This window comes from Carnobacterium sp. FSL W8-0810 (assembly GCF_038007125.1).
Lineage (GTDB): Bacteria > Bacillota > Bacilli > Lactobacillales > Carnobacteriaceae > Carnobacterium_B > Carnobacterium_B inhibens.
Genome location: NZ_JBBOWO010000001.1, coordinates 1,521,706 through 1,535,577 on the forward strand (window position 1 = coordinate 1,521,706; position 13,872 = coordinate 1,535,577).

Sequence of the window (13,872 nt, forward strand, 5' to 3'; positions counted from 1 at the left end):
AGTAAATAAATGAAAAAAATATTAATTTTAGCTAATAGTGATATTGGTTTATATAATTTCAGGAAAGAAATAATACAAGGATTTGTTGAAGAAAATTATGAAGTTCATATTTCTTTGCCAAACGGACCTCACGTTAAAAAACTTATTGATTTAGGGTGCATTTTTCATGAAACGTCAGTAGATAGAAGAGGGGTAAATCCCTTAATAGATTTAAAATTAATTATTAACTACATTAAATTAATTAGAAATATTCAGCCTAATTTAGTTTTGACTTACACAATTAAACCTAATCTATATGGTGGTTTAGTTTCAAGAATATTAAATATAAAATATATAGCAAATATAACCGGAATTGGGACAGTGTTCCAAAAAGAAAGTTTTCTAAAAAAAATTATCGTGATACTTTATCAATTTAGTCTTAAAAATGCAGAAACTCTTATTTTTCAAAATACGGATAACCTTTCTGTTTTTAAAAATAATAAAATTAAAGGTAAAAATGCCACTTTAGTTCCAGGATCAGGTGTAAATTTATTGGATTTTCCTTATACTAATTTAAGGAATAACGAAGAGGTTAATTTTCTATTTGTTGGAAGAATTATGGTAGAAAAAGGAATTAATGAGTTTTTATATGTTGCTAAAGAAATGCAGTATGAAAAGGTTAAATTCCATGTTGTGGGTGAGATAGAAGATCCTAATCTGAAAAAAATTGTTTACCAATATAATACAGAAAAAATTATTGATTATCATGGGTTTCATAAAGATGTAAAAAAGTATATTGAAAAATGTGATTGTTTAATCAATCCAAGTTATCATGAAGGCATGTCTAATGTTTTATTGGAAGCAGGTTCTATGGGAAGGCCGTTAATTGCATCTAATATTAGTGGTTGCAAAGAAATTATTGATGATTCTATTAATGGTTACTTATTTGATGTAAAAGATGGAGAAAGTTTATTAAAAGTTGTAAAAAAATTTACTGAATTAACAAATGATGAAATAAAAAAAATGTCTAAAGCATCTAGAAAGAAAATTGAAGCAGAATTTAATAGAAATAATATTACAGAATTATATATAAATTTTGCTAATAATATAATTGGAGGAAATATAAATGCTTAAAATAGAAGATATTATAAGTAGAAATGAAAGTGTTTCATTAGTAGGATTAGGCTATGTTGGGATGCCAATTGCAGTAGCATTTGCAAAGAAAGTAAATGTAATTGGATTTGATATTAATGCAGAAAAAATTGATACATATAAAAATGGAATTGATCCAACCAGAGAAGTTGGTGATGAAGCAATCAAGAATACTACAGTAGAATTTACATCAAATCCAGAAGATTTAAAAAAAGCTAAATTTCATATCGTAGCTGTACCGACACCAATTAAAGAAGACAAGACCCCTAATTTATTTCCTTTAGAATCCGTAAGCAAAACTTTAGGCTCTAATTTAACGAAAGGTTCTATTGTGGTGTATGAATCAACAGTCTATCCTGGCGTAACTGAAGATATTTGTATTCCAATATTAGAAAAATATTCTGGATTAATATGTGGAGTAGATTTTAAAGTAGGCTATTCTCCAGAACGCATTAATCCAGGCGATAAAATTCATCGCTTAGAGACAATTGTGAAAGTAGTATCTGGAATGGATGAAGAATCTTTAGATACTATAGCAAAAGTATATGAATTAGTTGTAGATGCAGGTGTTTACCGTGCAGAAAGTATAAAAGTTGCCGAATCTGCTAAAGTAATAGAAAATTCACAGCGTGATATTAATATTGCTTTTATGAATGAACTTTCTATTATCTTTGATCGCTTAGATATTGATACAAACGCTGTTCTAAAAGCAGCAGGAACAAAATGGAATTTCTTAGACTTTAAACCAGGGCTTGTTGGAGGTCATTGTATTGGAGTAGATCCATACTATTTAACATATAAAGCAGAACAAACAGGATATCATTCACAAATTATTTTAGCAGGACGTCGTATTAATGATGATATGGGGAAATATGTAGCTGAAAATGCTATAAAACAATTGATTAAAGCAGATCGAAAGGTTAAGGGAGCAAAGGTTGGAATATTTGGATTTACATTTAAAGAAAACACTCCCGATACAAGAAATACTCGAGTGATTGATATTGTCAAAGAGTTAAATGAATTTGGTATTCAGCCATTAATATTTGATCCAGTAGCTGATCAAAAAGAAGGTTTGAGTGAATACGGACTTGAATTTAATAATATAGAGGAAATGACTAAATTAGATGCTATCATTATTGCTGTAAATCATAACGAATTCAAAGAATATAATATTGAAAAATGGTCAAATTTTTATATCAATGGAAAAGATAAAGTCTTATTAGATATTAAAGGTGTAGTTAATAAAAATGAAGCAATGAATTCTGGCTTTATTTATTGGGGGTTATAGAAATGGGATACAAAGATGTTAAATTTCCAAAAGAGTCTATTTTTTTAGTAACGGGAGGGGCAGGTTTTATTGGGTCAAATCTTTGTGAAACTATACTAGAAAAAGGACATAAAGTTCGCTGTTTAGATAATCTTTCAACTGGAAAACAAAAAAATGTAGATTTATTTATAGACAATTTAAACTACACCTTTATTAATGGAGATATACGTAACTTAGACACATGTCTTGAATCTACAAAAGATGTAGATTATGTACTACATCAAGCAGCATGGGGAAGTGTTCCAAGGAGTATTGAAATGCCTTTATTCTATGAAGAAGTAAATATTAAAGGAACTTTAAATATGATGGAAGCTGCTAGACAAAATAGCGTGAAGAAATTTGTCTATGCATCTAGCTCATCTGTTTATGGAGACGAACCTAACTTACCTAAACAAGAAGGAAGAGAAGGAAATGTACTTTCTCCTTACGCTTTAACTAAACGAGTAGACGAAGAGTACGCAAAATTATACACTAAACTATATGGTTTGGACACATATGGTTTAAGATATTTTAATGTGTTTGGAAAAAGACAAGACCCAAATGGGGCCTATGCAGCTGTCCTACCTAAATTCATTACGCAATTATTAAATAATGAGCAACCTATAATTAATGGCGATGGAAAGCAAAGTAGAGATTTTACTTACATTGAAAACGTAATTGAAGCAAATCTTAAAGCTTGCCAAGCATCTAATGAAGTTGCCGGAGAAGCTTTTAATATTGCGTATGGCGGTAGAGAATATTTAATTGATATCTATCAAGATTTAAGTCAAGCGTTAGGAAAAACTATTCAACCTATATTTGGTCCAGAACGTAAAGGTGATATCAAGCATAGTAATGCAGATATTACTAAAGCAAAAGAGATGATTGGTTATAATCCAGATTGGAATTTTGAAAGTGGTATAAAAGAAGCTATAGGCTGGTATAAGGAAAACCTTTAAAAGTTATAAATTTTTGGAAAAGTTGATTTATCAATTAATACATTAATAGGGAGAAGACGAATGAAATTGCTGTTTGTCCATGATACGAAGTTTAAGGAAGATATTACTGGGACATATTATACTGGTGGTAGCTATAGTGAAAAAATATGGAATAGGTATTTATCTATAAGTTCAGAATTAAGTGTAATTGCACGAAAAGAGCCGTATATATATAGCATTGAAGATGCAAAAAAAAAGTTTAATTACTTTGATAAAGAAAAAATTAATTTTATTGAAACGCCAAATTTAAATTCATCATTAAAGAACTTCTTGAATTTTAAAGAGCAAAAGAAAGTAAATGATATTATAAAAAATGCAGTTTTAAGAACCGATTTTTTAATTGCTAGGTTGCCAAGTACTAATGGAAATATTGCAGTAGACTTTGCAAAAAAAATTAACAAACCGTATTTGGTTGAGGTAGTAGGTTGTTCGTGGGATGCGCTATGGAACTATAATAGTAAAGGAAAATTACTTGCACCTCTTAATTATCTTAAACAAAAAAGAGCAATTAGTGAAAGTGAGTATGCTATATACGTAACGAGTAATTTTTTACAGAAGCGTTACCCTACAAGAGGTGACAGTATTAATTGTTCTAATGTACTATTATCAAATTTTGATGACTCTATATTGATAAACCGTACTGAAAAAGTTAAATGCAGGAACCTAGAAAGTACATTAGTCATAGGAACTACTGCTGCAGTAGATGTAAAATATAAAGGACAGAGATCAGTTATTAAAGCTTTAGGTAAATTAAAGGAAAGAGGAATAACAAATTTTGAATATCAGCTTGTTGGTAGTGGAGAACAAAAGTCTTTAAGACTAATAGCTGAAAAATATGCTGTTACTGAGCAAGTCAAATTTTTAGGAGCTATGCCTCATAAAGATGTTCTTAATTGGCTTGATTCAATAGATATTTATGCACAACCAAGTAAAACAGAAGGGCTTCCACGTGGCTTAATAGAAGCAATGAGTCGCGGACTCTTTGCAATGGGATCTAATGTTGGCGGAATTCCCGAATTACTGGATGAAGAGTATATATTTAATAAGTCAAATAATGAAGAAGAAATCTGTAATATTTTAATAGAAATTAATAAAGATAAATTGTTAGAACAAGCTAGACGTAATTTTAACGTTGCTAAGGAATATGATCAGAGTTTGATTGAGTCTCGTCGACAACTATTTTTAAGAAAGTTTGTATCCCAAAAATAATAAATAAAAATTATAGTATGTATCAAGAGGATTATTTAATATTAATACAATATAGAATAGTTCTACATGAAAGGAGGATTAAATGGAACTTTTATTATTTTTATTAATTTTATTACAACTTATGTTCGCGTTAATCGTGTTAAAGTCTCTAATTCACCCTATAATAATACTAAAAATGTTCTGTGCATTAAGCGCATTTGTATTAATATTTTATTCGGAAATCTGGGGTCTATATATATCCTTGGATACCGTAATAATATTTATTACTGGACTTATTTGGGTAGATTTTGGTTTTTTTATTTTTGCAATGATTTATAATAAGAAAGGAAAAGGAGTAAGAATAAAGAAAGATTTAAGGGATAACCAAAATCAGCAATTTAGCGTCATAGGGACGCTGGTAATACTTTTTTTTATGATATTGACAGTAATAATTTTTTTAAATAATGGCAAGTCAAATATACAATTAGGAAGCGGAATTGAAAAGTTTTCACAATCTTTAATAATGCTAAAAGTAGCTCGAAGAGATGGAGTAGTTCCGGGTTTAGGCCTTTTACAGTATGCAATAACAGCTTGTACCATAATAGGAATCGTCTACACATATGTTTGTATTGAAGAATGGTTAGAAAATGGATTTAGTAAAAGAGTGCTTATATTTAGTCTACCTGTTATCGTAACGTTTATATTATTTTTTATGACAGGAAGAAGATCGTTTTTGTTAAATATAATACTAATATTTTTAATAATAACTTATGAGTATATACTTCGAAAATACAAAACAATTCCACTTAAATTTCAATTTAAATTTTTATATTGGATTATAGTTCTTTTTAGTGGTTTCTTTTTATTTTTTGTAACTGTAGGTAAGTTATTCTTAAAAGCAGGTGATGAAGGAACAAATTTATTTGATACATTTGCCGTTTATCTATCAGGAGGAATTATTTCTTTTGATAAAGTATATGAGTATTATTCTCTTTCAAGTACTATTTTTGGACAAAATATATTGAGAATATTTTATGAAATATTAAATTTTATTCCAGGAGTAAACTTTCCCACTGAGACAATTAATGAGAGTCTGTATATGGGAAATAACTTTGTAACTAATGTATTTACAGTAAACTTACCATATATGGCAGATTTCGGTTATGCAGGCGTAATTATAGGAAATACATTTATTGGTATCTTCTATTCATTATTATATTATAAAAGTAAAAATGAAGAAAAAATTGGGTTTTGGAACTTATTATACGCTTTTTCCTTAACTTATATACTCTCATACACAGGTTCAGAAAGATTTTTTGTTCCTATGACTCTTAACGTTCAATACATCCTTATATTTCTCATTTTGCTAAAAACACCTCTTCTATACAAAAAGAAGAAAAAAGAATTAATATGAACAATGAAATCCTGAATAATTCATACTTTTTCTGAAACTCTCTAAAAAAACGATTATATCGCCATTTTTATTTTATTTTCTCAGCACCCTTTGGGAGTACAAAAAGAACCCCAATCTGTTATGGTTAAAGTGACTAAACTACAACCATGAAAGGGGTTATCTCATTGGCAACTTTACACGAAAATCACTTAGATTTCAATTCAAACACTGGAGGTAATCTTTCAACTGATTCTGGGTTGATACTGGCTAAAGAATTCATGCATAAAATCAATTTTACGAAGACATTTAAAGAAACTCTCTCTATCAAAGATAATCGTTTTTACTATAAACATGCTAACCATTCAATTATTGAACAAGTCATTTTTTAGTTGATTGCTGACTATCAAACGGATTCTTCGGCAGACGTGTTAGCCAAAGATCAGCTTGCTTCCCAATCGTCGATTTCTCGTTTATGAAATCGACTAAGTCAAGAAAATATTCTCCAATTGCAAGAAGTGAATCAACTATTGATTGATAAAGTACGTACTGTACGCAATACATCTGAAATGATCTTTGATTTGGACTCAACACATTCGGATATAATTGGGAAGCAAGAAAACTCGCACTATATAGCCCTCTATCAAACCAATGGTTATCGCTTATTGCCTTTGAAGGCTTAACAGGCGACTTCCTACAAGCAGAACTGCATTTTGGTAATGTCTATACATCCAATGGTGTTGCAGATTTTATCCGCCCACTTTTTGACCACTACCAAGAAATCATACCCATAAGCACTATTCTAGTGCGTGCGGATAGTGACTTTGCAACTCCTGAACTGTATGAGTTGTGTGAAGAATTTCAAAGTTTTTATGTTGTTCGATTGAAATCAAATCACAACTTGAGGAAAATCGCTGAACAATTTATACTCGTCAACGATCAGCACAATTGGGGTAAAAAGGAAGCCCGTTATGCTTCTACAACGTATCAAGCGAAGAGTTGGACACACCCAAAAAGACTTTTGTATTAAATCCACTCGTGAAGAAAATGAGCTGACAGCTCGACATGAATTCATCCTAACCAATTTGTCAGAGGATACGACTGTAGAAACGATCTTTCAAACCTACTCTAAAAGAGGCATTATAGAAAATCACATTAAGAAAGCTAAAAATGGATTTTATTTTGATAAAACTGACAGCCCACTTTTTTTAGAAAACCATGCTCGGATGATGATGAGATTACTGGCTTATAACATCGTCAATTTCATGCGGACTCTTTGTTTTACAAAAGAAACCAAAGGTCTTCAGGTTTCAACTATTCGGTTGTTCTTGTTTGAAATAGCTGGTAAATTTGTTCGTTCCATGTTCATCAAGAACTCTTTCATAAAAATTTACAGAATATCCAGCGTCTAAGGTGGTGATAGTCCTTATAACTATTTCAAAATTTTTAAAATAGGCTAGGTTCACGGGATTAGTGTGTCCAAAAAACTCGATTTTCGGCAAAAAAATTAGTGGCTTAGGAATTTGAAACTCAAATAGTAAAAAGAACAAACTATTTAATTGAATGAAGTAAAAAACAGACTATTTATTGTTTTTTTTAAAGTATGAATCATTCAGGTGAAATGAAGATAAATTAAAAAAAATTAGATTTATGTTCCTCGTAATTAATAAATATGACGTCAATAAGTTGTTCTTTTTTTATTTGATAGTATTATTAAAAGGTAACATATAGTGAGTTTCTAATCATTCTTTTATTATGTGTTTAGAAAAACTAGAAATAATATGATGAAAATTAAAGTGATTTACTGTGCTTACTGGAGGAGAAAAATGATTTTATTTAGTATTATAGTTCCAATTTATAATGTTGAAGACTATATTAAGCAATGTGTTGATAGTATATTAGAGCAAAGCTTTATGGACTTTGAATTAATATTAGTTGATGATGGCTCAAAAGATAATAGTGGCAAAATTTGTGATGAGTATTCGCTGAAAGATAAACGTGTAAAAGTGATACATCAATCCAATGGGGGAGCCTCTAAAGCAAGAAATAGAGGGTTAAGGGAAGCGGAAGGAAAGTATGTATATTTTATTGATAGCGATGATTATTTAACTCATAGAGAAGTATTTGAAAAAATAAGGAATACCATTCTAAACAATAAAAATGTGGATATTATAAAGGTAAAACAAATAGCTTTTAAGAATCAATCTGAAACGTTCTATGAAGTTTATGATTATAAGGATATAACAACTATTAATGGCTTAAATGGTGTAGATGCAATGTTAAATTTATGTGAGAATGGGCACATGGTTGTAAGTGTCTATTCGTATTTTATAAAACGACAAATGTTAGTAGATAATGAAATTTATTTTATTGAAGGAATATATAGTGAGGATATAGATTGGACTCCAAAAGTATTTATGGTTGCTACTAAAGTTGCTACTTTAGATGAGTTTGTTTACTGCAGAAGACAAAACCGACCAGGACAAGTTACTTATAAAGCAAATCTGAAACGCGATTTGGATTGCGCTAAAATAATAGACACTTGGTATAAGCAAAAAGAAAGTTTAACCGTATTTAAAAGTAAAAAAAATGCTGATTACTTTTGGGATTATTTATCTAATATTTATGTTGGGCTTGTTTCTAATCAATATTTATATAAAGGTGTTGAATCGGAGCAAAGAATAAAAGAATTATCAAAATATGCTTATATGCTCAAATATCTAGATAGCGGTAAATACAAAAAATTTAATATTATATACAAAGTATTGGGATTTAAAACTTATGTATTAATTGTTTCGTATATAAAAAAATTATATAGAGGCTCCCATTGAACCAGTATAAAGAAAAAGGAAAATTTTTCGTAAATATATTTTAGCTAGATTTTATTTTACTGTTCCACAGAAGCTCGGGGATACTGTGTTATTTCCAAAATAGAATAAGTTGATTTTGTTTCTATTTTGATTGTATAAGAGAGGAACTGATCTCAAAAATCAGATAAAAATAATTTTTGAGTTTAACTATATTTTGCTGTAGACATTTTTAATCATGATCTGTTATTTTAGCTGTTTGAAATATGCTTATAATTCTGGTTTCTGATAAATTATATTATAAAAAACTTTAAAAAGCGATTCTGTAATGATGTTATCATAAGGCATTCTTCATTGCTTAAGGATCGTGAAATAGTAAAGGTACTTAAACAGTGACAATTAACTGATTATCGAATTCATTGCCACGATTTGTATGCAATACATTGGTTTTCGTTAAATAGGTCATTATTGTTGTTAATGCTTGATAAACAAGTTGGGGCTCCTTTCTATTGCTTGCACTATAGCCAAATATTTCAAGTTTAAATAAATTTAAGAATAAGCAAACATAGTTCTATTCGTAGCCGTTTCTGAAATAAATTAAGTCGTTAATCACTACTCATAATGACTCTATTTGATTGAATTTGCAGTCCAAAAGGTTAGTAATTTTTGCTTTATTTATTGGTTTTTTTTATGGTTTAAACTGTAGAATTGTACAAGGAGATACTAAACTATTTTCTTTCATAATACTACCGATTCTATATCTGGATAATAAGAATTTTTTTAAAAAATTAAACTTTAATCTTTCTGGTTTCATAATTTTATTAGTTACCTTGAAAAACATTATAACAGTTTCAGTATAAGAATCTTTCCTTTTTCTTGATTATTTTTTAAACAATAGTAATAGATATTTCTTGAAATACCATTTTCCGTTTCTTTTCTTTATATTTTCTCATCGAAGGCTAAAGGCATTAACTCGTACCATGTTTAAATTTTTTCTGGGTTTTCAAGTATTGTGAAGTGAAATAATTTGCTTATTAAATTCATTTGAACAGGTTCTTCTTTGTCTTCTGGACATGATAAAAATCAAAATCACCTTTTTAGTTTCTATGATTATAACGTTAGAGATCTTGAATATTTTAGTCAATATTTTGTCAGTTAAGTGTAACCTAGCTACTATTTTAATAAAAAATTGTTAAATTGATAATATGAATTTTTTGGAATTATGTGAGATACTAATGAAATAAAGTCTAATTCATATTGATTCGTGTACGAAAGTTTACTTCTATTAGAATATAAACTATTACTTTGAATAAAAATCAAAAAGGTAATTTAAAAAGTGGAAGACTAACTTTTGAACTATACTTAATTAGAGTGACCAGTCTTTATATTGGTCTTAAATAAATTATCATATCATTTATTATAAAGTGTTTTAAGAGCAAACCAATTTGTTCTAATTTTTATATAACACTAATGAAGTAGATTAAAGGAGGTAAATAATGCGTATAAAAAGTTCAATATTAAATTTTACTGTTGCTATGATAGGGCAAAGTTTAGGGATTTTTGTTAGTTTTTTTTCAAGAATTGTTTTTATTCGAGTTTTAGGTACTGAATATTTAGGAATAAATGGGTTATTTACAAATATTCTTAGTATACTTTCTTTAGTCGAACTTGGTATAGGGCCTGCAATTATATATAGTTTATATAAACCTTTGGCTGACCATGATACAGAGAAAGTTAAATCATTAATGAGATTATATCAGAAAGCTTATAGAGGCATAGGCACAATAATTTTGATAATAGGTTTTTGTTTTACTCCATTTTTAAAGGTTTTTGTTAAAGAAATTCCAAGCATAGACCACATTCATTTAATATTTTTACTTTATGTAATGAATGCAGCATTATCCTATTTTTATTCTTATAAACGTTCACTAATTATTTCTGACCAAAAGCGTTATATAGCTACAGTGTATAGATATTCTTTCTTTATTATTTTAAATATTGTTCAAATAGTTGTACTCTATATAACTCACAATTTTGTGTTTTTTTTAATTTGTCAGGTTGTTATTACCTTTACTGAAAATGTTTTGGTTTCCAAGAAAGCAGATAAGCTTTATCCATATTTAAAAGATAATGATACACAAAAAGTAGATAAGCTGACAATCATTCAGATTAAGAAAAATGTGAGTGCGGTAATTGTACATAAAATTGGCGGCGTGATTGTAAAATCAACAGATAGCCTTATAATATCTAGATTTATAGGATTAGTAGGAGTTGGTTTATACTCTAATTACTTATTGATAATAAATGCATTAGATATGGTTACAGCACAGATATTTACCTCTATTACAGCTAGTGTGGGAAACTTAGGTGCAACTGAAACAAATGAGAAAAAAAAATCAATATTTAATGTTGTGTTATTTCTTAATTTTTGGATTTTTGGCTTTATGTCTATTTGTTTAGTAGTTCTTCTTAATCCATTTATAAGGTTATGGATCGGTGAAAAATTTGTTCTTGGAACTGGGGTTGTATTTTTAATCATTATCAACTTCTATTTGACAGGTATGAGGAAGAGTGTACTTACTTTCCGAGATGCTTTAGGCTTGTATTGGTACGATAGGTATAAACCAATCTTTGAATCATTAATTAATTTGCTTTTTTCATTATTACTGGTGCAAAAGTTTGGCATGATTGGTGTGTTTATTGGTACATTTATTAGTACTATCACTACTTCTTTTTGGGTTGAACCATATGTTCTTTATAAATATGGATTCAAATCATCTGTTTTTCCTTATTTTAAGAGATATGCTTTATACACTATAGTTACAATTTTAACTTGTTTTTTAACAATGAGTGTAACTAATGTTTTTAAAGATGAAACAATAATTAATTTTATATTCCAGATGTTAAGTTGTATAGTCATTCCAAATATAATTTTCGGATTAATGTTTTATAGAACAGAAGAATTTAGATATTTATATAATTTGTTAAGCAAATTTTACTTAAGAAGGGTAAAATCACACTAAGTATTATTAACTGTTCAAACAAATGAAAATAGAGAATATATATTTTAAACTTAACACTTGGTATTTATGGATTAACGATGAATAAAGAAGGATTCCTTGAAACAAAAGGTATGGTAGTTGTTGGGATTACAGAATTAACAAAAGTATCCAATTATGTAATGGAAGCTATTTCTAATGAAGATGCTGGAATTGGAACAGTAAGTGGTGAAAGTACAGATGCTTTTACAGGTGAAACTGCTCTAGGTGATTTTAAACTTGAATTCCATGAAGGATATAATTATGAGAATGCAGAGCCTATTAAAGAAATTGTAACTAATTCAGCTGAATATAATATAGAATTACCTGCCGGCTTTTATACAAGTATATGCAACCCCATTAACATCAAATGGAGTTAAATATCAAGCAGATACATTCTTTATTAAAGTTTTAGGAAACAAGATTATAGAGAATCAAAATGGAAAAGTAACCTCTATCTTAGAAAAAGATCAAATCCGAGTAGTATTAACTTTGGGAGAAACTCCTAGAGATTTAGATCCACACTTAACAGCTGAGTTAGATAATAACGAACAGTACCAGATTTATTTCCGTAATAAAAACAAAAATGATTAACGAGAGATCATATTATAAGCTAGATGTAGATGATACAAGCCAATTTGGACCGGAAACAACGACTTTGAGTCCCCTTGTAGATGGTAAGTAAGTATACATTCTCAGTTTTTAACTATACAGATGGGAATAAACAAGAATTGAAAAATTCAGGAGTAATGGTAAATGTCTATTTCTCTGATCAAGTTAATCCTTTTATCTTTTATGTTCCTAATATAGATGGTAATGCGTGGGATGTATTTGAATATAATGTTACTATGGATACCTTTAAAGTATTAAACAAAGTATATACAACTTCATGCTCGGCAGTTGTTCCAATAGTAATTATCAAAATAGTCGCCGGTCTTCAAATCCTGGTGAAGCCAATAAAGATAAAGAAGAAATTGAATCTGATAGTATAAAAGAGAACGAAAGTAAAAGTGAAAACAATGACGAATAAAATATAGAAGTTAGAAAATAATTTTTGAATCAAATATGAGAGAAATTAAGCTCTTATAGACCTGATTTCTAATAACATCAAATTTAGCAGCTATAAGGCAAATGAATTTAAACCTTAAAATAAAGATTTGCATCTTAATTTGGCTCTTCGTCAAATGGTGTGAATGAGTTGAATTTTGTTAAAATAAAATCTAGTTTAAACAGCGTGAGATAAATGACTCACGCTGTTTTTTTTCGCTTTAAAACTAATTAAAATGTGGCATCTAAAATTCTGGAAATTTCGTTAACCATAACTAACCCGTTTGATGATTGTTATTTTATTAATCGACCCTTCTAAAGAACCGTTAGAATAGGGATACATGAAAGTATGTTTGACCCTAGACAAGTGTTTATGTAGGGTTTTAAGAGCTGTTTGCATAAAAGGAGACAAGATTCTTAGGAGAAGCCTTCAGTACAAGGTCTTTAAACCCACTGTAATCATTTTTTTTAGAATAATAAAGAAGATTTTGATATAAATCATACGTTGCTTTAAGAGTCTCGTCGAGCGTAAGTATGTAGTCGATGATTTTTGTATTCGGTAAAGGCTTTTTAAACAATCGTTGATAGCGGTAGTCCTTAAAATTTAGGTCATCTGAATCTTTTAAAAGGAGTTGCCAGTATTTTTAAACTTTCTGTAGTTCTCTAAATCTTTTGAACGAGACGTATGAAATCGTTTCATTGTATGGATTCTGGTTTGATTTAATGAGCGTGAAATCAGTTGAACGATATGGAAACGGTCAATGATCACTTTAGCATTAGTAAAGAGTTCTTTAGCTAGTGTAAAGTAGGCCACGTTCATGTCTACGACAATCGTTTTTACGTTCATCCTCGTTTTGTATGGATAGCCAGAAAATGATTGCGTAAAGCTGTTAGCTGCCAATTTGGCAAGATATCGATTGGTTCATGCGTATCTGCATCCGAATAAATAAAGCTCATTTTTCTTTCG

At 29.2% G+C, this 13,872-nt stretch carries 10 protein-coding genes and 1 pseudogene; 9 read left to right on the top strand and 2 right to left on the bottom strand.

What is annotated here, in order from left to right:
• Positions 1-9 precede the first annotated feature (9 nt).
• The 9 genes and pseudogenes from NST49_RS07355 (at position 10) to NST49_RS07395 (ending at position 12,238) form a co-directional block, all read left to right on the top strand.
• Positions 10-1,113, top strand: coding sequence for a glycosyltransferase family 4 protein (locus NST49_RS07355; RefSeq protein WP_341047783.1), 1,104 nt, complete (start codon positions 10-12; stop codon positions 1,111-1,113).
• Positions 1,106-2,419 carry a nucleotide sugar dehydrogenase gene (locus tag NST49_RS07360; protein ID WP_341047785.1) on the top strand — a complete coding sequence of 438 codons (1,314 nt, stop codon included), beginning with the start codon at positions 1,106-1,108 and terminating at the stop codon, positions 2,417-2,419. The genes NST49_RS07355 and NST49_RS07360 overlap by 8 nt, the downstream gene beginning before the upstream one ends.
• Positions 2,420-2,421: 2 nt before the next feature.
• Entirely contained in the window at positions 2,422-3,396 is a 975-nt protein-coding gene (locus tag NST49_RS07365) for an SDR family oxidoreductase (RefSeq protein ID WP_341047786.1), read from the top strand.
• 60 nt (positions 3,397-3,456) lie between these two features.
• Positions 3,457-4,644 (top strand): glycosyltransferase family 4 protein, encoded by a 1,188-nt coding sequence (locus tag NST49_RS07370; protein ID WP_341047787.1) that lies wholly within the window; start codon positions 3,457-3,459, stop codon positions 4,642-4,644.
• An 82-nt stretch (positions 4,645-4,726) separates the two neighbouring features.
• Positions 4,727-6,037 (top strand): O-antigen polymerase, encoded by a 1,311-nt coding sequence (locus NST49_RS07375; RefSeq protein ID WP_341047789.1) that lies wholly within the window; start codon positions 4,727-4,729, stop codon positions 6,035-6,037.
• A gap of 164 nt (positions 6,038-6,201) precedes the next feature.
• A pseudogene (locus NST49_RS07380) lies at positions 6,202-7,425 on the top strand (IS1380 family transposase).
• Between the two features lie 414 nt (positions 7,426-7,839).
• Positions 7,840-8,844: a glycosyltransferase gene (locus NST49_RS07385; protein WP_341047791.1), complete on the top strand. Its 1,005-nt coding sequence runs from the start codon at positions 7,840-7,842 to the stop codon at positions 8,842-8,844.
• A 1,472-nt stretch (positions 8,845-10,316) separates the two neighbouring features.
• Positions 10,317-11,843 carry a lipopolysaccharide biosynthesis protein gene (locus NST49_RS07390; RefSeq protein ID WP_341047793.1) on the top strand — a complete coding sequence of 509 codons (1,527 nt, stop codon included), beginning with the start codon at positions 10,317-10,319 and terminating at the stop codon, positions 11,841-11,843.
• 77 nt (positions 11,844-11,920) lie between these two features.
• Positions 11,921-12,238 (top strand): hypothetical protein, encoded by a 318-nt coding sequence (locus NST49_RS07395; protein ID WP_341047795.1) that lies wholly within the window; start codon positions 11,921-11,923, stop codon positions 12,236-12,238.
• 932 nt (positions 12,239-13,170) lie between these two features.
• Here NST49_RS07395 and NST49_RS12685 read toward each other — a convergent pair.
• Positions 13,171-13,305 carry a transposase gene (locus NST49_RS12685; RefSeq protein ID WP_445662723.1) on the bottom strand — a complete coding sequence of 45 codons (135 nt, stop codon included), beginning with the start codon at positions 13,303-13,305 and terminating at the stop codon, positions 13,171-13,173.
• 222 nt (positions 13,306-13,527) lie between these two features.
• On the bottom strand, positions 13,528-13,752 hold the full coding sequence (locus NST49_RS07400; protein ID WP_341047797.1) for a transposase: 225 nt from the start codon (positions 13,750-13,752) through the stop codon (positions 13,528-13,530).
• Between the last annotated feature and the right edge of the window lie 120 nt (positions 13,753-13,872).